The sequence below is a fragment of the Sporosarcina sp. E16_3 genome, from assembly GCF_017347125.1.
GTDB lineage: Bacteria > Bacillota > Bacilli > Bacillales_A > Planococcaceae > Sporosarcina.
Map to the genome: position 1 here is coordinate 99238 of NZ_JADPRX010000003.1, position 23637 is coordinate 122874.

At 43.3% G+C, this 23637-nt stretch carries 22 protein-coding genes and 2 other annotated features; all 22 genes read right to left on the reverse strand.

The window, feature by feature from the left end:
* Positions 1 to 98: 98 nt before the first annotated feature.
* The 22 genes from tuf to gltX all read right to left on the reverse strand — a co-directional run bounded on the left by tuf (position 99) and on the right by gltX (position 23603).
* Complete coding sequence (gene tuf / locus I2483_RS04230; protein ID WP_207174065.1) at positions 99 to 1286, reverse strand: elongation factor Tu; 1188 nt, start codon at positions 1284 to 1286, stop codon at positions 99 to 101.
* A 129-nt stretch (positions 1287 to 1415) separates the two neighbouring features.
* On the reverse strand, positions 1416 to 3494 hold the full coding sequence (gene fusA, locus I2483_RS04235; protein WP_186671427.1) for an elongation factor G: 2079 nt from the start codon (positions 3492 to 3494) through the stop codon (positions 1416 to 1418).
* A 50-nt stretch (positions 3495 to 3544) separates the two neighbouring features.
* Complete coding sequence (gene rpsG / locus I2483_RS04240) at positions 3545 to 4015, reverse strand: 30S ribosomal protein S7 (protein ID WP_186671426.1); 471 nt, start codon at positions 4013 to 4015, stop codon at positions 3545 to 3547.
* Positions 4016 to 4084: 69 nt separating this feature from the next.
* The gene (gene rpsL / locus I2483_RS04245) at positions 4085 to 4507 is read right to left on the reverse strand and encodes a 30S ribosomal protein S12 (RefSeq protein WP_186671425.1); all 423 of its coding nucleotides are present in this window, start codon (positions 4505 to 4507) and stop codon (positions 4085 to 4087) included.
* Between the two features lie 101 nt (positions 4508 to 4608).
* Positions 4609 to 4857, reverse strand: a complete 249-nt coding sequence (locus I2483_RS04250) for a ribosomal L7Ae/L30e/S12e/Gadd45 family protein (RefSeq protein ID WP_186671424.1) — start codon at positions 4855 to 4857, stop codon at positions 4609 to 4611.
* Between the two features lie 145 nt (positions 4858 to 5002).
* Positions 5003 to 8590 carry a DNA-directed RNA polymerase subunit beta' gene (gene rpoC, locus I2483_RS04255; protein ID WP_207174066.1) on the reverse strand — a complete coding sequence of 1196 codons (3588 nt, stop codon included), beginning with the start codon at positions 8588 to 8590 and terminating at the stop codon, positions 5003 to 5005.
* A 129-nt stretch (positions 8591 to 8719) separates the two neighbouring features.
* Positions 8720 to 12253, reverse strand: coding sequence for a DNA-directed RNA polymerase subunit beta (gene rpoB, locus I2483_RS04260; RefSeq protein ID WP_186671422.1), 3534 nt, complete (start codon positions 12251 to 12253; stop codon positions 8720 to 8722).
* A 230-nt stretch (positions 12254 to 12483) separates the two neighbouring features.
* Complete coding sequence (locus I2483_RS04265; RefSeq protein ID WP_207174067.1) at positions 12484 to 13086, reverse strand: class I SAM-dependent methyltransferase; 603 nt, start codon at positions 13084 to 13086, stop codon at positions 12484 to 12486.
* Positions 13087 to 13237: 151 nt separating this feature from the next.
* A complete protein-coding gene (gene rplL, locus I2483_RS04270) occupies positions 13238 to 13597 on the reverse strand; it encodes a 50S ribosomal protein L7/L12 (RefSeq protein ID WP_207174068.1) in 360 nt (119 codons plus the stop codon).
* Positions 13598 to 13663: 66 nt separating this feature from the next.
* On the reverse strand, positions 13664 to 14164 hold the full coding sequence (gene rplJ / locus I2483_RS04275) for a 50S ribosomal protein L10 (RefSeq protein WP_186671419.1): 501 nt from the start codon (positions 14162 to 14164) through the stop codon (positions 13664 to 13666).
* Between the two features lie 31 nt (positions 14165 to 14195).
* Positions 14196 to 14343, reverse strand: a sequence feature (ribosomal protein L10 leader region).
* Positions 14344 to 14385: 42 nt separating this feature from the next.
* On the reverse strand, positions 14386 to 15087 hold the full coding sequence (gene rplA, locus I2483_RS04280) for a 50S ribosomal protein L1 (RefSeq protein WP_186671418.1): 702 nt from the start codon (positions 15085 to 15087) through the stop codon (positions 14386 to 14388).
* A 120-nt stretch (positions 15088 to 15207) separates the two neighbouring features.
* Positions 15208 to 15633 (reverse strand): 50S ribosomal protein L11, encoded by a 426-nt coding sequence (gene rplK, locus I2483_RS04285; protein ID WP_067204710.1) that lies wholly within the window; start codon positions 15631 to 15633, stop codon positions 15208 to 15210.
* Positions 15634 to 15801: 168 nt separating this feature from the next.
* A complete protein-coding gene (gene nusG / locus I2483_RS04290; RefSeq protein ID WP_186671417.1) occupies positions 15802 to 16335 on the reverse strand; it encodes a transcription termination/antitermination protein NusG in 534 nt (177 codons plus the stop codon).
* A 161-nt stretch (positions 16336 to 16496) separates the two neighbouring features.
* Entirely contained in the window at positions 16497 to 16682 is a 186-nt protein-coding gene (gene secE, locus I2483_RS04295; protein ID WP_186671416.1) for a preprotein translocase subunit SecE, read from the reverse strand.
* 52 nt (positions 16683 to 16734) lie between these two features.
* Complete coding sequence (gene rpmG / locus I2483_RS04300; protein ID WP_082786457.1) at positions 16735 to 16884, reverse strand: 50S ribosomal protein L33; 150 nt, start codon at positions 16882 to 16884, stop codon at positions 16735 to 16737.
* A 198-nt stretch (positions 16885 to 17082) separates the two neighbouring features.
* Complete coding sequence (gene sigH, locus I2483_RS04305) at positions 17083 to 17730, reverse strand: RNA polymerase sporulation sigma factor SigH (protein ID WP_186671415.1); 648 nt, start codon at positions 17728 to 17730, stop codon at positions 17083 to 17085.
* Between the two features lie 74 nt (positions 17731 to 17804).
* Positions 17805 to 18320, reverse strand: a complete 516-nt coding sequence (locus I2483_RS04310; protein WP_186671414.1) for an NYN domain-containing protein — start codon at positions 18318 to 18320, stop codon at positions 17805 to 17807.
* On the reverse strand, positions 18317 to 19099 hold the full coding sequence (rlmB, locus tag I2483_RS04315; RefSeq protein ID WP_186671413.1) for a 23S rRNA (guanosine(2251)-2'-O)-methyltransferase RlmB: 783 nt from the start codon (positions 19097 to 19099) through the stop codon (positions 18317 to 18319). Before rlmB ends, I2483_RS04310 begins: the two co-directional genes overlap by 4 nt.
* Positions 19096 to 19527, reverse strand: a complete 432-nt coding sequence (locus tag I2483_RS04320) for a Mini-ribonuclease 3 (protein WP_207174069.1) — start codon at positions 19525 to 19527, stop codon at positions 19096 to 19098. Before I2483_RS04320 ends, rlmB begins: the two co-directional genes overlap by 4 nt.
* The gene (gene cysS / locus I2483_RS04325; protein ID WP_207174070.1) at positions 19524 to 20924 is read right to left on the reverse strand and encodes a cysteine--tRNA ligase; all 1401 of its coding nucleotides are present in this window, start codon (positions 20922 to 20924) and stop codon (positions 19524 to 19526) included. The genes I2483_RS04320 and cysS overlap by 4 nt, the downstream gene beginning before the upstream one ends.
* Positions 20921 to 21583, reverse strand: a complete 663-nt coding sequence (cysE, locus tag I2483_RS04330) for a serine O-acetyltransferase (protein ID WP_207174071.1) — start codon at positions 21581 to 21583, stop codon at positions 20921 to 20923. The genes cysS and cysE overlap by 4 nt, the downstream gene beginning before the upstream one ends.
* 216 nt (positions 21584 to 21799) lie before the next feature.
* Positions 21800 to 22017 (reverse strand) — a binding site (T-box leader).
* 122 nt (positions 22018 to 22139) lie between these two features.
* Positions 22140 to 23603 carry a glutamate--tRNA ligase gene (gene gltX, locus I2483_RS04335; protein WP_207174072.1) on the reverse strand — a complete coding sequence of 488 codons (1464 nt, stop codon included), beginning with the start codon at positions 23601 to 23603 and terminating at the stop codon, positions 22140 to 22142.
* Positions 23604 to 23637 lie beyond the last annotated feature (34 nt).

Consider the following 23637-nt stretch of genomic DNA (forward strand, 5'->3'; position numbering starts at 1 on the left):
TAACCGCTATGTCGTAGCTTGTCCACATAACGCGATTTTATAGTTTCCAAAGCAACAAAAAAATCCCGCCACAAAGGGCGGGATTTAAGAAAAAATTATTATTTAAGGATTGTTGCTACAACGCCAGCGCCTACAGTACGTCCACCCTCACGGATAGAGAACTTAGTACCTTCTTCAAGAGCGATTGGAGCAATTAGATCGATTGTCATTTCAATGTTATCCCCAGGCATAACCATTTCTACGCCTTCAGGAAGTTCGATAACACCAGTTACGTCAGTTGTACGGAAGTAGAACTGTGGACGGTAGTTAGAGAAGAATGGAGTATGACGTCCACCCTCTTCTTTTGAAAGAACATAAACTTCAGATGTGAATTTCGTGTGTGGAACGATAGTTCCTGGCTTAGCAAGAACTTGTCCACGTTGGATGTCATCACGTGATACCCCACGAAGTAATGCACCAATGTTGTCGCCAGCTTCTGCATAATCAAGAAGTTTACGGAACATTTCTACACCTGTAACAGTTGTAGCTTTTGGTTCTTCTACGATACCGATGATATCAACAACATCACCGATTTTAACTACTCCACGCTCAACGCGACCAGTAGCAACAGTTCCACGTCCTGTGATTGAGAATACGTCCTCAACAGGCATCATGAATGGTTTTTCAGTATCACGTGGTGGTGTTGGAATATACTCGTCAACAGCAGTCATAAGTTCCATAATTTTATCTTCGTATGCTTCGTCGCCTTCAAGCGCTTTAAGAGCAGATCCTTTGATGACAGGAATGTCATCGCCAGGGAAGTCATATTCAGAAAGAAGGTCGCGAATTTCCATTTCAACAAGCTCAAGAAGCTCTTCGTCATCAACCATGTCACATTTGTTCATGAAGACAACTAGATGTGGAACACCTACTTGACGTGAAAGCAAGATGTGCTCACGTGTTTGTGGCATAGGGCCGTCAGCTGCAGAAACAACTAGGATTCCGCCGTCCATTTGTGCTGCACCAGTGATCATGTTTTTAACGTAATCGGCGTGACCTGGGCAGTCAACGTGTGCGTAGTGACGAGTTGCAGTTTCATACTCAACGTGTGAAGTATTGATTGTAATACCGCGTTCTTTTTCTTCAGGTGCGTTATCAACGTCAGCATAAGATGCTGCTGTTCCACCTAGTCTTTTTGCTAGAACTGTTGCGATTGCTGCAGTTAGTGTAGTTTTACCATGGTCGACGTGACCGATTGTACCAACGTTAGCATGCTGCTTGGAGCGGTCGAATTTTTCTTTTCCCATTATGGAAATCCTCCTCGAAATATAAAAGTTTTTTTGTTTTTATATAGATATAGGTGCTAAAGGGGGCCCCCTCTAACATCCGATATCTATCTATTTACTAATTTAATGGATTACAGGCTAAAATAAAAATTATTCGCCTTTGTTTTTCTTAACAATTTCTTCTGCAACTGATTTCGGCACTTCTTCATAGTGATCGAATGTCATTGAGAAGTTTCCGCGTCCTTGTGTGTTAGAACGTAGAGATGTTGCATAACCAAACATATTAGCAAGTGGAACCATAGAGCGAACAACTTGCGCGTTACCGCGCGCGTCCATTCCCTCAACGCGGCCGCGTCGGGAAGTGATATCGCCCATGATGTCTCCCATATACTCTTCAGGAATAGTTACTTCTACTTTCATCATTGGTTCAAGTAGAACTGGGTTAACTTTTGATACAGCGTTTTTCAATGCCATAGATGCAGCGATTTTAAACGCCATTTCATTGGAATCGACATCATGATAAGAACCGTCGAATAGACGAGCTTTAATGTCAATCAAAGGATAACCAGCAATTACACCATTATCAAGTGAATCACGGATACCAGCTTCTACTGCAGGGATATATTCACGTGGAACTGATCCACCGACAACGTTGTTAATGAATTCGAATCCTTTTCCTTCTTCGTTAGGAGAGAATTCAATCCAAACGTGACCAAACTGTCCACGTCCACCGGATTGACGCACAAACTTACCTTCAACTTCCGCCGAAGCGCGGAATGTTTCACGATAAGATACTTGTGGTGCTCCGACGTTAGCTTCTACGTTGAATTCACGGCGCATACGGTCTACAAGAACGTCAAGATGTAATTCACCCATACCAGCGATGATTACTTCTCCAGTTTCTTGGTCTGTATGTGCGCGGAATGTCGGGTCTTCCTCTTGAAGCTTAGCAAGAGCCATACCCATTTTATCTTGGTCGGCTTTTGTTTTAGGTTCAACAGAAAGTGAAATTACTGGTTCTGGGAAGTCCATTGACTCAAGAATAATAAGTGCACTAGCTTCACAAAGTGTATCGCCAGTTCCTGTATCTTTAAGTCCAACTGCAGCAGCAATTTCTCCTGAATGTACTTCAGAAATTTCTTCACGAGAGTTAGCATGCATTTGTAGAATACGTCCTACGCGTTCACGCTTACCTTTTGAAGAGTTTTGTACGTATGATCCTGATTGAAGAACACCAGAATACACACGGAAGAATGTTAATTTACCAACATAAGGGTCCGTCATAACTTTGAAAGCAAGTGCCGAGAACGGCTCTGAGTCGTCTGAGTGACGCTCAATAGCTTCGTCAGTATTAGGATCTGTCCCTTTCATAGGCGGGATATCAAGTGGTGATGGAAGGTAATCGATAACAGCATCAAGAACAAGTTGTACACCTTTGTTTTTGAAAGCAGTTCCACATACAACCGGATAGAATTCAACAGCCAATGTCGCTTTACGAATCGCTTGTTTGATTTCTGCGTTTGTAATTTCTTCTTCATCCAAGAATTTGTTCATAAGAGCTTCATCAAATTCAGCAACCGCTTCAATTAGCTTTTCACGGTATTCGTTAGCTTGATCAAGATGTTCTGCTGGAATTTCTTTAATTTCAGCGTTTAGACCCGTATCGTCGCCATAGTAAACTGCGTTCATTTCAACTAAATCAATAATCGCTGCAAAAGTATCTTCTGCACCAATTGGCAATTGAATTGGATGAGCGTTTGCTCCAAGACGGTCAACAAGTGTACCTACTGAATAAAGGAAATCAGCACCAGTTTTGTCCATTTTGTTTACGAAAACTAGGCGCGGTACGCCGTAGTTAGTCGCTTGACGCCATACTGTTTCTGTTTGTGGTTCAACGCCCGATTGAGCGTCAAGTACAGTTACAGCTCCATCAAGAACACGAAGTGAACGTTCAACTTCAACAGTGAAGTCTACGTGACCTGGAGTATCAATGATGTTTACGCGGTGGTTTTTCCACTCAGCTGTTGTAGCAGCTGAAGTGATTGTGATTCCGCGCTCTTGCTCCTGTTCCATCCAGTCCATTTGAGATGCACCTTCGTGCGTTTCTCCAATTTTGTGGATTTTACCAGTATAATATAGAATCCGCTCAGTCGTCGTCGTTTTACCAGCGTCGATGTGAGCCATGATACCAATGTTACGTGTATTCTCTAAGGAGAATTTTCTAGCCATGATATGATCTCCTTCCGTCTCGGATTAGAGTAGTAATAAATTGCTGAATCTTACCAGCGATAGTGAGCGAATGCTTTGTTAGCATCAGCCATTTTGTGCATTTCTTCACGGCGTTTCACAGAAGCACCAGTGTTGTTAGAAGCATCAAGGATTTCATTCGCAAGACGTTCTACCATAGTTTTTTCTCCGCGTGTGCGTGAGTAGTTAACAAGGTAACGAAGTCCAAGAGTTGTACGGCGATCAGGACGTACTTCAACTGGTACTTGATAGTTTGCTCCACCTACACGGCGTGCTTTAACCTCAAGAACTGGCATTACGTTAGTAAGTGCCGCTTCGAATACTTCAAGTGCATCTTTCCCAGAACGTTCTTTCACAAGCTCGAACGCACCATAGAGGATTTTCTGAGATGTACCTTTTTTACCATCCACCATCATTTTATTAATTAGACGTGAAACGAGCTTCGAATTATAAATCGGATCCGGAAGTACGTCACGTTTTGCAACAGGGCCTTTACGTGGCATGTTGTATTCCTCCTTTCAAAGTTTTTAAGCGTTTTCCGCTTAAATAACCATCAATCGTAATTGTTTTAATTAGCCTTTTTTAACTTTAGGTCTTTTAGCTCCGTACTTAGAACGGCTTTGCAAACGGCCAGTTACACCAGCTGTATCAAGTGCTCCACGAACGATGTGGTAACGAACACCTGGTAAGTCTTTTACGCGTCCGCCGCGAAGTAGAACAACACTGTGCTCTTGAAGGTTGTGACCTTCACCAGGGATGTATGCATTGACTTCCAATTGGTTAGTCAAGCGTACACGTGCATATTTACGAAGAGCCGAGTTTGGCTTTTTCGGTGTCATTGTACCAACACGCGTACAAACACCTCTTTTTTGTGGTGAGTTTACGTTTGTCATTGACTTTTTGAAGCTGTTATAACTTTTTCCGAGTGCTGGTGATTTAGATCCTGCCACTTTTGACTTACGTGGTTTACGAACCAATTGATTAATTGTAGGCATCGGTATTTCCTCCTTTCGAACTTCTTTTGTAAGACCACACATCCAGGTGGTTCATTTTTGGGGTAAAAACAAAGTCTTTGTGCTTCAATGCACAAAAACTATTAATCAGTAATCACAACCACAGCTGCACCGACTTGAATCCCACATGCATTTCCGAGTCTTTCTCTCGAATCAACATACGTGACTTGAATGTCATGAAGTTTGGCCTCCTCCATTACTGGAGCAATAATCCGTTCTTCTGCATCCTGCGCAATAATAATTTCTATCACTATCCCTGCACGGATTGCTTTCACTGCCTGCTTTGTACCAATGATTGTTTTCTTTGCCTGCTCGACTTTTTCATAAGACATTTCCATATCCTCCAAAGTACAGACATCCAACTATCAACCTTTTGTATTTTATCACCTTTAAAGTGAACTGTCAACACATAAACGAAAAGTCGGGGGAGTTACTTTCGCATTCCCCCGTTTTCAGTTTAAGTTACAGTACCGTAACTTACTTAGTTGTAGCTTTTTCTTTTTCTTGCTCCATTACGATATGACGGTAACGTTGCATTCCTGTTCCAGCTGGAACAAGTTTCCCGATAATAACGTTTTCTTTCAAGCCGAGTAACTCGTCCGTTTTCCCTTTGATAGCTGCATCTGTCAAGACACGAGTTGTCTCTTGGAATGATGCTGCCGATAAGAAGGATTCCGTTTCAAGTGAAGCTTTCGTAATACCGAGAATAACAGGACGACAAGTCGCCGGAATTTTATTAACTTTTAGTACTTCCGCATTTGCATCTGAGAATTGGTGGATGTCGAGTAGTGAACCCGGTAATAGATCCGTGTCCCCTGCTTCGATGATGCGCACCTTACGAAGCATCTGGCGAACCATTACTTCAATGTGCTTATCACCGATTTCAACACCCTGGCTACGGTAAACTTTTTGAACTTCTTTCAATAGATAGACTTGAACGGTAACGACGTCTTTGACAACAATCAGTTCTTTCGGATCGATAGAACCTTCTGTTATAACTTCACCCCGGTCAATCATATCACCGACATCAACTTTAAGGCGGGCGTTGTATGGCGTCAGATATTTACGCGTTTCTACTTCGCCTTCAATCGTAATTTCTTTCTGACCTTCACGTATTTCATCGATTTCAGTGATTTGTCCTTTGATTTCCGAAATAACTGCAACCCCTTTAGGATTACGTGATTCGAAAATTTCCTGGATACGTGGAAGACCCTGTGTTATATCAGACCCCGCAACTCCACCTGTATGGAACGTACGCATTGTAAGCTGTGTACCTGGCTCACCGATAGATTGTGCTGCGATAATACCAACCGCTTCACCAACCTCAACTGTTTCACCAGTAGCCAAGTTAATGCCGTAACATAATTTACAAACGCCGTGTTTCGTATTACAAGTGAAAGCAGAACGAATTGTAATTTGTTCAAGTCCCGCATCCAAAATGGCACGAGCTGCATCAGCAGTAATCAAGCCATCTCGTTTAAGAATCAAAGCGCCTGTTTCAGGATGATAAATCGTTTTCTTCGTGTGACGGCCTTCGATACGTTCATCCAGACCTTCGATTACTTCCGTTCCATCCATAAGTGCTCCAATATCCAATCCGCGATCTGTACCACAATCGTCTTCACGGACAATTACGTCTTGCGCAACATCAACAAGTCGGCGTGTCAAGTAACCCGAGTCAGCCGTCTTAAGAGCCGTATCCGCAAGCCCTTTACGAGCACCGTGTGTCGAGATGAAGTACTCAAGCACTGTCAGACCTTCACGGAATGACGATTTGATTGGTAATTCAATGATTCGGCCGGCCGGATTGGCCATCAGACCACGCATACCAGCAAGCTGCGTAAAGTTAGATGCGTTACCCCGCGCCCCCGAGTCACTCATCATGTAAATTGGGTTTGAGTGATCAAGTGAATCCATAAGTTTATCCTGGATTACATCCTTAGCATGGCTCCAGTAAGAGATAACGCGATCATATCGCTCTTCCTCTGTAATAAGACCACGACGGAATTGTTGTAACACTTTATCTACTTTTTCTTGTGCTTCACTTAAGATTGCATCTTTATTCGGCAAGACGACAATATCGGATATACCAATTGTAATTCCTGCACGAGTAGAATATTTGAATCCAAGATTTTTCATGCGGTCAAGCATTCTTGACGTTTCTGTAATATGGAAACGCTTGAAGATTTCCGCGATGATATTTCCAAGGATCTTTTTCTTAAATGGTTCAATTAGTTCCTGTTCAGCAACATGTTCTTTTATATTGACAGTCCCAGAAACAAAATACTTGTCTGGTGTTTCAGTTTGCAAGTTGAAGTCTGACGGCTCGTTAATATACGGGAACGATTTCGGCAAAATCTCGTTGAAAATCACTTTTCCGACTGTCGTTATTAGAAGTTTGGCATTCTGTTCCTCTGTGAAAGTAGGGTTATTCAGAGACCTTGCCTGAACAGCGATACGTGAATGAAGATGCACGTGACCGTTATGATAAGCAATTAGTGCTTCGTCCGCATCACGGAATGAGCTACCTTCTCCTGAAGCGCCTTTACGTTCCAGTGTAAGGTAATAGTTCCCTAAAACCATATCCTGAGAAGGCGTAACGACTGGTTTCCCGTCTTTCGGGTTCAAAATGTTTTGTGCTGCTAGCATTAGTAGACGCGCTTCCGCTTGTGCTTCAGCGGATAACGGAACGTGGACTGCCATTTGGTCACCATCAAAGTCAGCGTTATAAGCTGTACAAACCAGTGGGTGAAGCGTAATCGCACGTCCTTCTACAAGGATTGGCTCGAATGCTTGAATACCAAGTCGGTGGAGCGTCGGGGCACGGTTCAATAAGACCGGATGCTCCTTGATGACTTCTTCAAGAACGTCCCACACTTCTGAATGAAGGCGTTCAATTTTACGTTTGGCACTCTTAATGTTATGTGCAAGACCTCGTTCAACGAGTTCTTTCATAACAAACGGTTTAAACAGTTCAATCGCCATTTCTTTCGGCAGACCACACTGATACATTTTCAGGTTAGGTCCAACGACGATAACGGAACGACCAGAATAGTCAACACGTTTTCCTAGTAAGTTTTGACGGAAACGTCCTTGCTTACCTTTCAGCATATGAGAAAGGGATTTAAGCGGACGGTTACCAGGTCCTGTAACCGGACGGCCACGACGACCATTATCGATGAGCGCATCGACTGCTTCTTGCAGCATCCGCTTCTCGTTCTGAACAATGATCCCTGGTGCTCCCAAATCTAATAGGCGTTTCAATCTGTTGTTCCGGTTGATGACCCTTCGGTACAGGTCGTTCAAGTCGGATGTTGCAAATCGTCCACCATCAAGTTGTACCATCGGGCGAAGTTCTGGTGGGATAACTGGTAACACTTCAAGAACCATCCATTCAGGCTTATTGCCTGAGTTACGGAATGCTTCAACAACTTCTAGGCGTCTGATTGCACGCGTACGACGTTGTCCTTGAACTGTTTTCAATTCTTCTTTCAAGAACTCCATTTCTTTTTCAAGTTCGATAGCAGCAAGAAGACGTTCAATCGCTTCAGCGCCCATGAGCGCTTGGAATTTAGAACCATACTTTTCGCGGTAGATACGGTATTCCCGTTCAGAAAGCAGTTGCTTTCTTTCAAGCGGAGTATCCGCAGGGTCAACGACTACATAAGACGCGAAATAGATAATTTCCTCCAGAGCACGTGGTGTCATATCAAGAATAAGACCCATTCGGCTTGGAATTCCTTTGAAGTACCAAATATGTGTTACTGGAGCTGCTAATTCAATATGTCCCATACGTTCACGGCGGACTTTTTGACGCGTCACTTCTACTCCACAACGGTCACAAACGACGCCTTTATAACGAACGCGTTTATACTTACCACAATGACATTCCCAATCTTTTGTAGGTCCAAAAATACGTTCACAGAACAGACCATCTTTTTCAGGTTTCAACGTACGGTAGTTAATTGTTTCCGGCTTTTTCACTTCACCATATGACCATGAACGGATCTTATCAGATGAAGCAAGCCCTATTTTCATATACTCAAAATTGTTTACATCTATCAAGGAGCCTACCTCCCTCTAGTCTTATCGCTGCAATTGGCTTTTCCGAGCAAGCGCACACTTTATGTTCAAAAGAGAAAGGGGAAAATGTTAACTTTCCCCTAGATTCATTTATATCATTCACTAGGCTAATCAAACAGGCTGATTTTCTTTTATAAGATTCAAAGCATCTGTTGGTTGCATATCATCGTCTTCATCAAGATCGCGTAATTCGATTTCTTCAAAATCAATCGACAGCATCTTAACATCTAAACCAAGACTTTGAAGTTCTTTTATAAGAACTTTAAAGGATTCTGGAACACCTGGTTGCGGAACACTTTCACCTTTAACAATTGCTTCGTACGTCTTCACACGTCCTACAACGTCATCCGACTTCACAGTCAGAATCTCTTGAAGCGTATAAGCTGCTCCATAGGCTTCAAGTGCCCACACTTCCATCTCACCGAAACGCTGTCCACCGAACTGAGCTTTACCGCCCAGTGGTTGTTGTGTGACGAGTGAGTAAGGTCCTGTTGAACGGGCGTGAAGCTTATCGTCAACCATGTGGGCCAGTTTAATAATATACATGACACCTACTGATACACGGTTATCGAAAGCTTCACCTGAACGACCGTCATATAGTACTGTTTTTCCATCACGGTCCATCCCTGCTTCTTCCATCGTTTCCCAAACATCCGCCTCATTCGCTCCGTCAAATACGGGCGACGCCATATGGATGCCGAGAGTACGAGATGCCATACCAAGGTGCATTTCAAGAACCTGTCCGATGTTCATACGTGATGGTACACCAAGCGGGTTAAGCATAAGGTCAATTGGTGTGCCGTCCGGTAAGTAAGGCATATCCGCTTCAGGTAAAATGCGAGAAATAACCCCTTTGTTTCCGTGACGTCCCGCCATTTTGTCCCCAACGGAAATTTTCCGTTTTTGGACGATGTACGCGCGGACTAATTGGTTAACGCCCGGCGGCAATTCATCGCCATCTTCACGATTAAACACTTTCACGTCTAGAACAATCCCACCAGCGCCATGCGGTACTTTGAGGGATGTATCACGGACTTCACGTGCTTTTTCACCGAAAATCGCATGCAAAAGTCTTTCTTCGGCAGTCAGTTCAGTTACGCCTTTTGGTGTAACTTTCCCGACAAGAATATCACCATCACGAACTTCTGCTCCGATACGAATGATTCCACGGTCGTCCAAGTTACGAAGCGCATCTTCACCTACGTTCGGAATGTCGCGCGTAATTTCTTCAGGCCCGAGTTTCGTATCTCTCGCTTCAGACTCGTATTCTTCGATATGGACCGAAGTATATACATCATCTTTCACAAGACGTTCGCTCATGATTATTGCATCCTCATAGTTGTAGCCGTCCCATGTCATAAATGCCATCAAGACGTTGCGACCTAGCGCTAGCTCCCCTTGCTCCATCGAAGGACCATCTGCAAGAATATCAAGCGGTTTAACGCGATCCCCTACACTACAAATTGGACGTTGGTTATAACATGTACCTTGGTTAGATCGGATAAAGTTTTCAAGACGATATATTGTAAGATCGCCTTTCACTTCTTTTTCATCAACCGTTTCAATACGACGAACACGTATTTCTCTAGCCTCGACATGTTCGACAATTCCATCAAACTTAGCAAGTACAGCTGCACCTGAATCGCGTGCTGATATGTGTTCCATACCAGTTCCTACGAAAGGTGATTCCGGATTGAGAAGAGGGACTGCTTGACGTTGCATGTTCGCTCCCATAAGGGCACGGTTCGAGTCATCATTCTCAAGGAATGGAATACATGCTGTTGCCGCAGAAACTACTTGTTTAGGCGAAACATCCATGTAGTCAATTTGTTCGCGTTTAAAGACAGTGTTATCCCCTTGGAAACGACCGACGACTCCTTCACTAACGAAAGAACCATCTTCTGCAAGAACTGCATTTGCTTGTGCTACGACGTAGTTATCTTCTACATCCGCAGTCAAGTAATCGATTCTAGAAGTGACCCGACCAGAAATAGGATCAACTTTCCGGTATGGTGTTTCAATAAATCCAAACTTATTCACTTTCGCAAACGTAGAAAGCGAGTTAATCAGTCCGATATTCGGTCCCTCTGGTGTTTCAATTGGACACATGCGTCCGTAATGGGAGTAATGTACGTCACGTACTTCCATACCTGCACGTTCCCTTGTCAAACCACCAGGTCCAAGTGCAGACAGCCTGCGTTTATGCGTTAATTCGGCAAGCGGATTCGTCTGATCCATGAACTGAGAAAGTTGAGAACTACCAAAGAACTCTTTAATAGATGCGATAACGGGGCGAATATTAATCAGCTGTTGCGGTACGATTGACTGCGTATCATTAATGGACATACGTTCTTTTACGACACGTTCCATACGAGAAAGCCCGATACGGAACTGGTTTTGAAGAAGTTCACCCACTGAACGCAGACGACGGTTACCGAGATGATCGATATCATCCGTATTACCCACGCCATGAAGAAGGTTGAAGAAATAACTAATTGAAGCAACGATATCTGCCGGCGTTACATGCTTGATAGAATCATCGACATACGCGTTCGATATTACGTTGATTACTTGTTTCTCTTCGCTTTTCGGAGAATATATTTTGATGGACTGGATTGTTATCTTTTCGTCAAGAACACCACTTGCGTGAGTAATCTCTTCGAAACCGATTCCTTTTTCCAAATGCGGAAGAAGACGGTCTAATGCACGGCGGTCGATGAGTTGATCTTTTTCAAGCAGTATTTCACCAGTTTCAGGGTCGACAAGTGTTTCAGCGACAACCTGGTTGAACAAGCGATTTTGTGCATGAAGCTTCTTATTCATCTTATAGCGACCCACATTCGCTAAATCATACCGTTTTGCATCGAAAAATCGTGAGAACAAGAGGTTCTTCGCACTATCTAGTGTTGGTGGTTCACCCGGGCGAAGACGCTCGTATATCTCAAGCAATGCTTTTTCAGAGCTTTCAGTGTTGTCCTTTTCCAGTGTGTTGCGCAGATACTCATTATCACCGATTAAATCAATGATTTCCTGGTCGGATGAGAATCCGAGTGCACGAAGGAGTACTGTAACCGGCAACTTACGCGTCCGATCAATACGGACGTGAACAACATCTTTTGCATCTGTTTCGTACTCAAGCCAAGCACCGCGATTCGGGATAACAGTTGCACCGAAACCACGTTTACCATTTTTGTCCGTTTTGTCGCTGTAATAAACACTTGGAGACCGGACGAGTTGGGAGACAATAACCCTCTCCGCACCATTAATAACAAATGTACCATTTTCCGTCATAAGTGGAAAATCACCCATAAAGACATCTTGCTCTTTTACTTCTTCCGTCTCTTTATTGTGGAGACGTACTTTTACACGGAGCGGTGCTGCAAACGTAACATCACGCTCTTTCGATTCCTCAACGGGGTATTTAGGATCCCCAAGAGTATAATCGATGAACTCCAACGATAGATTTCCCGTAAAGTCTTGAATCGGAGAAATATCGCGGAACATATCCAGCAGTCCTTCTTCTAAGAACCACTCATAAGATGCCGTCTGGATTTCAATCAGATTCGGCAGATCGAGCACTTCGCTGATCCGTGCGAAACTTCTCCGCTGACGGTGTTGACCATACTGAACTAAATGACCTGTCAACTCTTTCACCCCTTATAAAACAATATTAGTTCTTTGCGAAACCACAAAAATAGTGTATGATATCGAAAAAACAAAAAGAAAACGAGTTCTGGCAAGAGCTCATTTTCGGTTTTACCATCTTTTATACATTGTCAGTATGCCTTTCATTTCCATTATTCATGCAAAAGGGCATACGACCGCACTATAATAATTTATGCATTTTATAACATTACCATATCATTACTATCGAGTCAATTTTTTTGGACTCTCAAAATATAATAACCCTTCTTCTTAACAACAGTCTCAACGTTGCCAAAAAGCTCTGTCAAACAATTTATCGTTGAAGGTGCACCTTGTTTCTTTTGAATGACGATCCACAACTCACCGCCAACCTTAAGTTTCAAAAAAGCGCCTTCGTAGAACTTGAATACCGTCTCTTTTCCTGCACGGATAGGCGGATTCGTCAAAATTGCAGCAAACCCCTCTGCCGTGACATCGGATAATGCATCACTTGGATAAATCTCTGCATTTGATATGCCTTTTTGTTTTGCATTATGCGCAGCAAGAGCGAGTGCACGTTCATTCACGTCGACCATGTGAACGCTCCGTTCCGGAAAAGATGCGGCAATCGATAACCCAATTGGACCATACCCACAACCAATGTCGAGAATTAACCCTTCCGTTTCCGGTAAGACAAAAGCATCAGCCAAAAGCTGCGAACCGAAATCCACTTCACCTTTACTAAACACACCAGCATCCGTTTTGAATCGGAATGTTCTTCCGCGTAACTCTGCAGACCACTCTTTCGGATTACTCTTCACTTTCGGATTTCCCGAGTAATAATGTTCAGACATACCAGTCTTCCCCCTCGTATAGAGACTTATAACACAAAAAGAAGATAGCGCACGTACACTATCGGTTAAATGACTTGTTTATCACAAGTCCAGATAAAAAAACAAAGAAAAGCTCGTCCAAATCTGACGAGCTTTTCTTCATTATTAAAAATTACTTAACTTCGATGCCCGCGCCTACAGCTTCAAGTTTAGCTTTGATTTCTTCAGCTTCGTCTTTAGAAACGCCTTCTTTGATTGCTTTAGGAGCTTCATCAACAACCGCTTTCGCTTCTTTCAAGCCAAGGCCTGTAATTTCGCGAACTGCTTTGATAACTTTGATTTTTTCTTGTCCAGCAGCAGTAAGAATTACGTCGAATTCAGTTTGCTCTTCTTCAGCAGCAGCACCAGCACCAGCCATTGCAACAGGTGCAGCAGCAGTTACGCCAAATTCTTCTTCGATTGCTTTTACAAGGTCGTTTAGTTCAAGTACTGTCATTTCTTTGATCGCTTCAAGGATGTTTTCTTTAGTCATTATAATTTCCTCCTAATATTCTTTTTTGTCGGGCTTAACCCGCAAGTGGTATTTCAGGCTGCTTTATTAAGCGCCTTGTTCTTCTTTTTGCTCTGCAACTGCTTTTGTTGCAAGCGCAAAGTTGCGCATTGGAGCTTGAAGTACGCTGAGAAGCATAGAAAGTAGACCTTCGCGTGACGGAAGTTCCGCCAATGCTTTAATGTCTTCTTCTGATGCAAGTACACCTTCGATTACGCCAGCTTTAATTTCAAGCTTGTCGTTTTTCTTTGCAAAATCGTTAAGGATTTTTGCAGGAGCAACAACGTCTTCGTTTGAAAATGCAATCGCGTTCGGGCCTGTTAGGTGTTCGTTCAACCCTTCAAGTCCTGCAGCTTCAGCAGCACGACGTGACATCGAGTTTTTGTAAACTTTGAAGTCAATACCCGCTTCACGAAGCTGTTTACGAAGTTCGGTAACTTGACCGACTGTAAGACCACGGTAGTCAACTACTACTACAGATGCAGCTGATTTCAACTTATCTGTAATTTCACCAACCACTGCTTGTTTTGCCTCTAATACTGTGCTCATTTGGACACCTCCTAAAAAGTTTGGGTCACTTATACCGGTATGAAAAGCCCTCAATCTACAAAAGTAGACTGAGGGCTGAAAAGTCGTCATCTTTTAAAAGAAAAAGAGCGTCTTGTCCTCGGCAGGAATATTTAAGCGGCATGCGCTCCTGCTGTCTACGGTACAAATGGTTATATTCACAACAAAAATCATCTTAACAAAAGATTATCTGTTTGTCAATATTATTTATTAACTGCTACGCTTGAAGGATCAACTTTTACAGAAGGACCCATTGTCGTCGTAATGTTAACCGACTTCATGTAAGTTCCTTTTGCAGTAGCTGGTTTCGCTTTAAGAACAGTTTCAAAAACAGTTGCGAAGTTTTCCGCAAGCTTAGTATCGTCGAATGAAACTTTTCCGATTGGAGCGTGGATGATTCCAGCTTTGTCTGCACGGTATTCAACTTTACCTGCTTTGATTTCTGCTACAGCTTTCGCTACATCAAATGTTACTGTTCCTGTTTTCGGGTTAGGCATAAGTCCTTTTGGCCCAAGAACACGACCAATTTTCCCTACTTCACCCATCATGTCAGGTGTTGCAACGATAACGTCAAATTCGAACCAACCTGCTTGAATTTTAGCAATATATTCTGCATCGCCTGCATAGTCTGCACCAGCAGCTTCAGCTTCTTTAAGTTTTTCACCTTTAGCAAAAACAAGAACACGTTGAGTTTTACCAGTACCGTTTGGAAGTACAACTGCCCCACGGATTTGTTGATCATTTTTACGAGTGTCGATTCCAAGACGGAATGCAACTTCGACTGTTGCGTCAAAGTTAACTGTGCTCGTTTTTTTCGCAAGTTCGATCGCTTCAGTAGCGCCGTATGCTTTCATGTGTTCAACTAGCTTTGCAGCTTCTGTGAACTTTTTACCTTTTTTAGCCATTTAAAAATTCCTCCTCGATTGTGGTTTTAACGGGTTAAACCTCCCACGAATAAGGGTTGCGTGCTCCGGAGAACAAGCGCAACCCCCACTACAAACAACTATTGATTTATAAAATCATGATCAGTCTTCGATCGTGATTCCCATACTGCGAGCAGTACCTTCAACCATTGCCATCGCTGCTTCAACTGACGCCGCGTTTAAATCTTCCATCTTTTGTTCTGCAATTTCGCGAACTTTATCACGTTTTACAGTAGCAACTTTCTTTTTATTCGGTTCACCTGAACCTTTTGTAAGATTAGCTGCAACCTTCAGCAAAACTGCTGCAGGTGGAGTTTTTGTAATGAAAGTAAATGAACGGTCTTCGAATACAGAGATTTCAACAGGAATTATAAGACCTGCTTGATCTGCAGTACGCGCATTGAATTCTTTACAGAATCCCATGATGTTCACACCTGCTTGTCCTAACGCCGGTCCAACTGGTGGAGCCGGATTCGCTTTCCCTGCAGGAATTTGCAATTTAACAACCTTAATGACTTTTTTAGCCACGAGACACACCTCCTTAAGTCCGTGATGTGGTAATAGGGTTGCCCCTCCCACTCATATGTGCCTGCCGACTTACGCCGGTAGAATTTGATAGTTCGTCCAGACCATTTGTTTACAGTCTGACCTTTGAAATGATACCACTATTTCGCGATATATGCAAGTGGTAAACGTTTATATTTTTCGAACTTGTTCGAAGTCGAGTTCCATATTTGTCTCTCGGCCGAACATATCGACAGATACTTTTACTTTACCTTTATCTTCATCGATTTCTTCCACTTTACCTTGGAAGTTCGCAAATGGTCCTTCAAGTACTTCAACCATTTCGCCAAGCGCGAAGTCAATCTCAACTTTACGCTCTTTCACACCCATTTGTTTGAGGATGAAATCAACTTCTTCAGGAAGTAACGGTGTCGGTTTGGCGCCGCCGCCTGACGAACCGATGAAACCCGTTACGCCCGGTGTATTACGTACAACATACCAGGAGTCGTCCGTCATAATAATTTCCACAAGAACATAACCCGGGAAAGTCTTTTTGAGAAGAACACGTTTCTTACCGTCTTTGAAATCTGTTTCTTCTTCTTCCGGGATGACAACGCGGAAGATTTTGTCAGACATACCCATCGTTTCAACACGTTTTTCCAGATTGGCTTTCACCTTATTTTCATAACCGGAGTACGTATGAACGACATACCAATTTTTTTCCATATCCATAGTGACGAGGACTAAACGTCCGTCCCTCCTTTTTCCCTACAATTAAATAAAAACGCATGCGCCTGAACTAAAGACGTTGGAATTTAGACAATTGAAAAATCCCGTTCATACTGTCAGACGGGATATTTTTCAAGGGGAATATTTATAGTGCTTTATTATAACGCAATGTACCATTCCAACACTCGTGAAATACCAAGGTCAACGAGTCCGAAGTAAACTGCCATGAATAGGACTGTCGAAAGAACAACAATTGTGTAACGCGTTAATTCTTTACGTCTCGGCCAGCTGACTTTTCTCATTTCCGAGACAACGTCTTTGAAAAAACCAGTTAACTTGCTCATTATACCGTAAACCTCCGAATATAAGTATGATCCTGCTTCATAACTAACCGCTTCACGCCGTTTGCCTATGCAATGTATGTGCATTGCAATGCCTGCAAAACTTCTTAATTGACAAACGTTCTGTTGGCTTATCTTTCCGTGCCGGTACAGAATAGTTTCGTGATCCGCATGTATCGCAACTTAAAATAATTTTTTTAGACATTCCCTCACCCCTTACGACTCAATGTACTTACTTGGAAAAGAGTCGTGGTAACGCATGTTAAAATACGCTAGGAGCGGAGATAAAAGCTGATAAATAGTGCTACAACCTTATGTCCCCGAACTTTTTGAACATCTTCTCATAGTCTCGCTAAAGGGTACCATCTACCATTCATAATGTCAATACGAGGGAAATCGATGGCTAGCGGACTGCATCAACTTGCATATAACGCTCGAGTTTACGTTTTATCCGCTGAAGTGCATTGTCCACAGACTTAACTTGTCTGTTCAGCTCTTCAGAAATTTCCTGATAAGACTGCCCATCTAAGTACAGTGCCAGCACTTGCTTCTCAAGACTACTTAGTACTTTGTTCATTTCATCTTCCATTTGAACAAAATCTTCCCGGTGAATCATGAGACCTTCCGGGTCATCGAGTACTGGGCCAGCAATTACGTCGAGCAATGTACGGTCGGACTCTTCATCGAATACCGGCTTGTCCAATGACACCGACGTATTAAGCGGGATATGCTTCTGTCTTGTAGCAGTTTTAATAGCCGTGATAATCTGCCGTGTGATGCAAAGTTCCGCAAACGCCTTGAATGAACTCAATCTATCCTCTTTAAAATCACGAATTGCTTTGTATAGCCCAATCATACCTTCTTGAATGATATCTTCCCGGTCTCCACCGATAAGAAAGTATGAGCGCGCTTTCAATCTAACAAAAGATTGGTACTTCCTAATAAGGAAATTAAGTGCATCCGTGTTGCCTTCATGGATGATTACTATGATTTCCCCGTCGGATAATCCGGCGAAATCCGATATGCTGCCTTCAACGTATGTTTTCTCCACCACCTGGATCACCCCGGTTCGTTATCACTATTATATAACAAGTATACCGTATGGTAATTTTTTACGTCAACCGTTCATTTCATTCCACGCCGCCATTTTTCAAATATTTCTGCAACTTCGTCAGTTAAAGGGATCTTCGAAAGCGGCCGCTGCCCTTGAATAGCCTTCACTTTCACCGAAATAAGATCATCGATTTTATTTACTTCAAGTTCTAGCTCACGAGCCGACTTTCGGAGTGCTCCATGCGCAAAAATGACCCATTGTTCTGTCAGATCCGATGTAGCCACATGAATTTGCACCCGTCGCCCTCCCAATTCAGAAACGAGCTTTTCAATTCTTTCATCAGCTGTTTCTTTTTCCCGAGTAAAGACAATCTCGACATTGTGATGCCGTTTCCTCTTTTCGATCCCCGGCACAAGATGAGCATCAAAAACAATAATAACTCGCCACCCGGTATGCGCCTTGTATTCCGCCATTCGTTCAATCAGACGGTCACGTGCATCCGCTAGTTTTTTCCGCTTCATCCCACCCAGTTCCTCCCACGCGCCGATGATGTTGTACCCATCGACTAGGAGTATATCCGTTTTCATCTACCAGACGTATGTGGTTGACGCTTGCGCAGTACCTCATACATGAGAAGGGAGGCTGCGACAGACGCGTTCAATGATGTAACATGCCCAACCATCGGTAAATGATAGAGGAAATCGCATTTCTCTTTCAAAATACGTGACATTCCCTTCCCTTCGCTTCCAATAATGATGGCAAGCGGAAGTGTCGCATCCATTAATCTATAATCCACCGATTTAGCAGCGTCTGTACCTGCAATCCAAACACCACGTTTTTTCAGGTCCTCCACTGTTTGCGAAAGATTATTCACACGCACGACAGGGATATGTTCGATTGCACCAGTAGACGATTTCGCAACAACACCCGTCAACCCGACGGCGCGACGTTTTGGAATAATGACCCCGTGCACACCAGTTGCATCAGCAGTTCGTAGTATTGAACCCAGATTATGAGGATCTTCAAGTTCATCAAGTATAAGGAATAATGGGTCTTCTCCACGCTCAGTTGCGACAGTAAATAGGTCTTCAAGTTCTGCATATTCATAAGCCGCAACCGATGCGACAATTCCTTGGTGATTTATATCAAGCAAACCATCCAATTTTTGTTTCGGGACCGCCTGCACGATAATTCCTGCTTTTTTTGCCAACGATAGAATTTCACCGATGCTTTTCATATTAAGTCCTTCAGCAACCCATATCTTATTTAATTCCCTGCCCGAGCGCAGTGCTTCTACGACGGGATTTTTACCACCGATTAATTCAGATTCAATTTCATTCTCGTGTTCGTTTTCATGTTCATTCATTTTGACTCTTCCTCCTTTGGCATTTCGATGAATCGGATTGACTCACCGATAATTTCTTGCACGCGTTCCGTTCTTCCTAATAAGTGTAGATAACCGATGACCGCTTCAAATCCTGAACTGTAATTATATGTTACAACATCCGTATTTTTAGGGACAGAGCCCGACTTCGCATTGCGGCCACGTCTCATGACCGCCTCTTCTTCTTCCGTCAGAAACCCTGATTCCTGCATCATCTTAAGTATAGCCGCCTGCGATTTTGCAGAGACATAATGCGTTGCTTCTCTGTGCAGCACATTTGGTTTTACACGACCTGAACGCAGGAGATGCTCCCTTATCGCCTGTTCGTACACCGCGTCACCCATGTAAGCAAGGGCCAGCGCTTTTAGTTGTTTCACATCTATATCTCGTAAGTTATATACGTTGCTCATCCTCTTTTCCAACGCATGCCTTGTGCTGTATCTTCTAGAATGATACCTTGCGCTTTCAATTCATCTCTAATTTCATCCGACCGTTTAAAGTCTTTGTTACGACGCGCTTCGAGTCGTTCTGCGATTAACGCTTCGACATCTTCATCCAACAATCCTGCTTCTTCGTCCATCGGCAACCCAAGAACCGACAGTAGTCCGTCAAATGTGCGGATGAAATGCTCTAGTACATCGGATTGTGTGTTTTTCTCTACTAGATAGACATTTGCCAGCTTGGATAATTCGAATACCGACGCGATAGCGTTAGCCGTGTTAAAGTCGTCATCCATTGCCAATTCAAAGTCATTTTTGATTTCATCCACTTTATGAGTCCAGATATCTTTCTGATCACCTAGATCTGCAGACGTCGCGAGTCTGTGTTTCAAATTGTTGTATGCTGTACGAATGCGCGCAAGTCCATTCTCCGCACTACCAACAAGATCTTGCGAGAAATTGACCGGGTGTCTGTAGTGGACGGACAATATGAAGAAACGAAGTACTTTCGGATCAATTTGCTTCCTGATATCATTCACAAGAACAAAATTACCGAGTGATTTGGACATTTTTTCATTGTCGATATTAATGTAACCGTTGTGCATCCAATAGCGCGCAAATTGCTTGCCTGTCATCGCTTCAGATTGGGCAATTTCGTTTTCATGGTGCGGGAATGTTAAATCTTGACCCCCCGCGTGGATATCTATTGTATCGCCGAGATGTTCTCTCGCCATAACTGAACATTCGATATGCCAACCCGGACGGCCTAATCCCCACGGACTTCCCCATGAAACTTCGCCAGTCTTAGCAGCTTTCCATAAGGCAAAGTCAAGTGGGTTTTCTTTCTTGATTCCCTCTTCGATACGTGCACCGACCTTCAACTCATCCGTCGATTGGTGGGACAACTTTCCGTAGCCTTCAAATTTCTGCGTACGATAGTAGACATCCCCTTGCGATTCGTAAGCAAAACCTTTATTAATCAGCACTTTCACGAAATCGACAATGTCTTCGATATGATCCGTTACTCGTGGATGGACGTCAGCTTTACTGCAACCGAGTGCTGAGACGTCTTCAAAGTAAGCAGCGATGAAGCGATCTGTTAGTTCACCGACCTCTTCCCCAAGTTCATTAGCCGCTTTAATAATCTTGTCGTCAACGTCCGTGAAATTCGAAACGAATGTTACGTCATACCCACGATATTCTAGATAGCGTCGCACTGTATCAAAAGCGATAACCGGGCGTGCATTTCCGATATGAATGTAGTTGTAAACAGTCGGACCGCAGACATACATCTTCACTTTCCCCTCTTCCATTGGAATGAAAGGCTCTTTCTTGCGTGTCAGCGTATTGTAGATTTGAATTGTCATGATAAATCCCCTTCCTTTACTTTGGAAACTTCTAATTGTTTGAACCTATTTTTCAATTCACTAATCTCATCTTCAAGCGTCTGGCATCTGTCCGCCACGGGATCCGGCATATCTCGGTGATCATGTTTACTTTTCACTTTAACACCGTTCGAAATAACGACTTTCCCAGGTATACCTACAACCGTCGATTCCGGCGGGACGTCTTTCAGTACAACTGAACCAGCTCCTACTTTACTCCCTTCACCGATTGTGATGGAACCAAGCACTTTCGCACCCGATGCAATAAGTACATTATCATGAAGTGTCGGATGCCGCTTGCCGCTTTCTTTACCTGTACCACCTAGGGTCACACCTTGGTAAATCGTGACGTCATTACCGATTTCACAGGTTTCCCCAATAACAACACCCATCCCATGATCTATGAAAAACCTACGCCCTATTTTTGCACCAGGATGAATTTCGATACCTGTGAAAAATCGGCTAATTTGTGAAACGAGCCGTGCCAAAAATAACAACTTCCGTTTATATAAAGCATGTGCTATTCGATGAGACCATAATGCATGTAAACCTGAATAAGTTAGAACAACTTCAAAAATAGTACGCGCCGCCGGATCCTGTTCAAATATGCATCTAACGTCTTCTTTCATCCTCTTAAACAACTCGTTCCCCCCTTAAATTCGGTGTCTAACTCCGTTCATTTGTAAAGGCCGCTTCCGCTTTTCCTGTCTAGCTCCAGCGGCCAGATGCTTGGGTCATAAGCCGATCTGGCTATGCGGGAAAGAGCCCCGCATAGCCAGGCCGTCTTATGCCTGTCGCATCAATGCGGCCGCTTCCGCTTTTCTAACAATAAAAAAATACGTCCCCGTCAAATAAATGACAGAGACGCATTGAATGCGCGGTTCCACTCCGCTTGGAAGGTGTTGGCCTTCCCGCTTGATGCCCATAACGCTGGCAATGCGTCCGGCCTACTTACACTTTCGGCTCGGCACTCAAAGGGGCATTTCCACATTACAGAGGCACAGATCATTTACAGCCGATGATGACCCTCTCTGAAGAGCTTGCAATGTGTACTTATCCTTTTCTACGGTTTAGGCCTACAGGATGTGGGTCATGCAGTCGTTGAGACAGGACGTCGCGGTTTTAGACTGCGTTCCTAGAAACACTCTCCTATAGTTAATTACTTTCATTCTACATTTCAAACGATGAAAGTCAACGTTATTGTTTTGCGTATTTAGCGACTCTTTCAATTGATTTTTCTTTCCCAATCAGCGCAATGGATGCCTGCAATTCAGGACCGTGCATTTGACCAGTTGTCACAACGCGAATCGGCATAAATAAGTTTTTCCCTTTATGACCCGTTTCCTTCTGGACTGCTTTAATCGCGTCTTTGATGGACGGTGCATCGAATGTTTCAAGTGCTTCCAGCTTCTCTTTGAATGAAGCCATTACCTCAGGCACTTGCTCCCCAGCGAGTACGGCTTGGGATTCTTCATCATATTCAATTTCATGATCGAAAAACTGGGCAGATAATTCAACAATTTCTGCACCAAAGCTTAACTGATCTTGATAAAGAGCAATTAAGTCGTGTGCCCATGCTGTTTCTGATTCAGTCATCTCTTTATTAAGTAGACCGGCTTCTTGAAGGTGCGGCAATGCGAAATCAATTACTTCTTCAAGACTCATCTTTTTCACGTATTGGTTATTCGTCCACGTCAGTTTTTGTTTATCGAACATGGAAGGTGATTTGGAAAGACGACTTACGTCAAACATCTTAACAAGTTCTTCGTGTGTGAAAATCTCCTCTTCTCCACCCGGCGACCAGCCAAGCAGCGCAAAGAAGTTGAACATTGCTTCAGGTAAATATCCAAGATCTTTATATTGAGAGATGAATTGAATAATCGATTCGTCACGTTTTGAAAGTTTTTTACGGTCTTCATTAACAATCAGTGTCATATGGCCATATTGTGGATACTGCCAGCCGAAGACATCAAAAACCATCAGTTGTTTTGGTGTATTCGTCAAATGCTCTTCACCGCGGAACACATGGCTGATTTTCATTAAATGATCATCAATAACAACCGCAAAGTTATAAGTTGGAATGCCATTTGCTTTTACAAGAACCCAGTCGCCGACGTCTTTTGATTCGAACGATACTGTGCCACGAACTAGGTCTTCCACTTTATACGTTACGTTCTCTGGTACACGCATGCGAATCGTATGGGTAAGTCCAGCAGCTTCTTTCCCTGCCACTTCTTCTGCACTTAAATTACGGCATTTACCGCCGTACATTGGTGCTGCAATTCCAGCAGCCTTCTGCGTTTCGCGCTCTGCTTCCAGCTCATCTGATGTACAGAAACATTTATAAGCATTACCGCTTTCCAATATCTCTTGACCGTATTTCGTATATAAGTCAAGACGTTCCATTTGGCGATATGGACCGTATGGACCGCCAATGTCGACTGATTCATCGTAATCGATGCCAAGCCATTTTAAATTTTCAAGTTGGGAAAGTTCCCCCGCTTCGATATTACGTTCAATATCTGTATCCTCGATTCGAACAATGAATTTCCCACCGTGGTTACGTGCGAAAAGATAATTAAAAAGCGCTGTCCGTGCTCCTCCAATATGTAAATGGCCGGTTGGACTTGGCGCGTAACGTACGCGTACTTCTGAAGTCATATGAATTCTCTCCAATCTAATTTTACTACTGTTT

What these genes read in the sequence shown, in the direction of transcription:
- tuf (WP_207174065.1), bottom strand. Translation starts at nt 1,286, where the DNA reads ATGGGAAAAGAAAAATTCGACCGCTCCAAGCAGCATGCTAACGTTGGT.
- fusA (WP_186671427.1), bottom strand. Translation starts at nt 3,494, where the DNA reads ATGGCTAGAAAATTCTCCTTAGAGAATACACGTAACATTGGTATCATG.
- rpsG (WP_186671426.1), bottom strand. Translation starts at nt 4,015, where the DNA reads ATGCCACGTAAAGGCCCTGTTGCAAAACGTGACGTACTTCCGGATCCG.
- rpsL (WP_186671425.1), bottom strand. Translation starts at nt 4,507, where the DNA reads ATGCCTACAATTAATCAATTGGTTCGTAAACCACGTAAGTCAAAAGTG.
- I2483_RS04250 (WP_186671424.1), bottom strand. Translation starts at nt 4,857, where the DNA reads ATGTCTTATGAAAAAGTCGAGCAGGCAAAGAAAACAATCATTGGTACA.
- I2483_RS04265 (WP_207174067.1), bottom strand. Translation starts at nt 13,086, where the DNA reads ATGTCTGAACATTATTACTCGGGAAATCCGAAAGTGAAGAGTAATCCG.
- rplL (WP_207174068.1), bottom strand. Translation starts at nt 13,597, where the DNA reads ATGACTAAAGAAAACATCCTTGAAGCGATCAAAGAAATGACAGTACTT.
- rplJ (WP_186671419.1), bottom strand. Translation starts at nt 14,164, where the DNA reads ATGAGCACAGTATTAGAGGCAAAACAAGCAGTGGTTGGTGAAATTACA.
- rplA (WP_186671418.1), bottom strand. Translation starts at nt 15,087, where the DNA reads ATGGCTAAAAAAGGTAAAAAGTTCACAGAAGCTGCAAAGCTAGTTGAA.
- nusG (WP_186671417.1), bottom strand. Translation starts at nt 16,335, where the DNA reads ATGGAAAAAAATTGGTATGTCGTTCATACGTACTCCGGTTATGAAAAT.
- secE (WP_186671416.1), bottom strand. Translation starts at nt 16,682, where the DNA reads ATGAGCAAGTTAACTGGTTTTTTCAAAGACGTTGTCTCGGAAATGAGA.
- rpmG (WP_082786457.1), bottom strand. Translation starts at nt 16,884, where the DNA reads ATGTCTAAAAAAATTATTTTAAGTTGCGATACATGCGGATCACGAAAC.
- I2483_RS04310 (WP_186671414.1), bottom strand. Translation starts at nt 18,320, where the DNA reads ATGAAAACGGATATACTCCTAGTCGATGGGTACAACATCATCGGCGCG.
- rlmB (WP_186671413.1), bottom strand. Translation starts at nt 19,099, where the DNA reads ATGAATGAACATGAAAACGAACACGAGAATGAAATTGAATCTGAATTA.
- I2483_RS04320 (WP_207174069.1), bottom strand. Translation starts at nt 19,527, where the DNA reads ATGAGCAACGTATATAACTTACGAGATATAGATGTGAAACAACTAAAA.
- cysS (WP_207174070.1), bottom strand. Translation starts at nt 20,924, where the DNA reads ATGACAATTCAAATCTACAATACGCTGACACGCAAGAAAGAGCCTTTC.
- gltX (WP_207174072.1), bottom strand. Translation starts at nt 23,603, where the DNA reads ATGACTTCAGAAGTACGCGTACGTTACGCGCCAAGTCCAACCGGCCAT.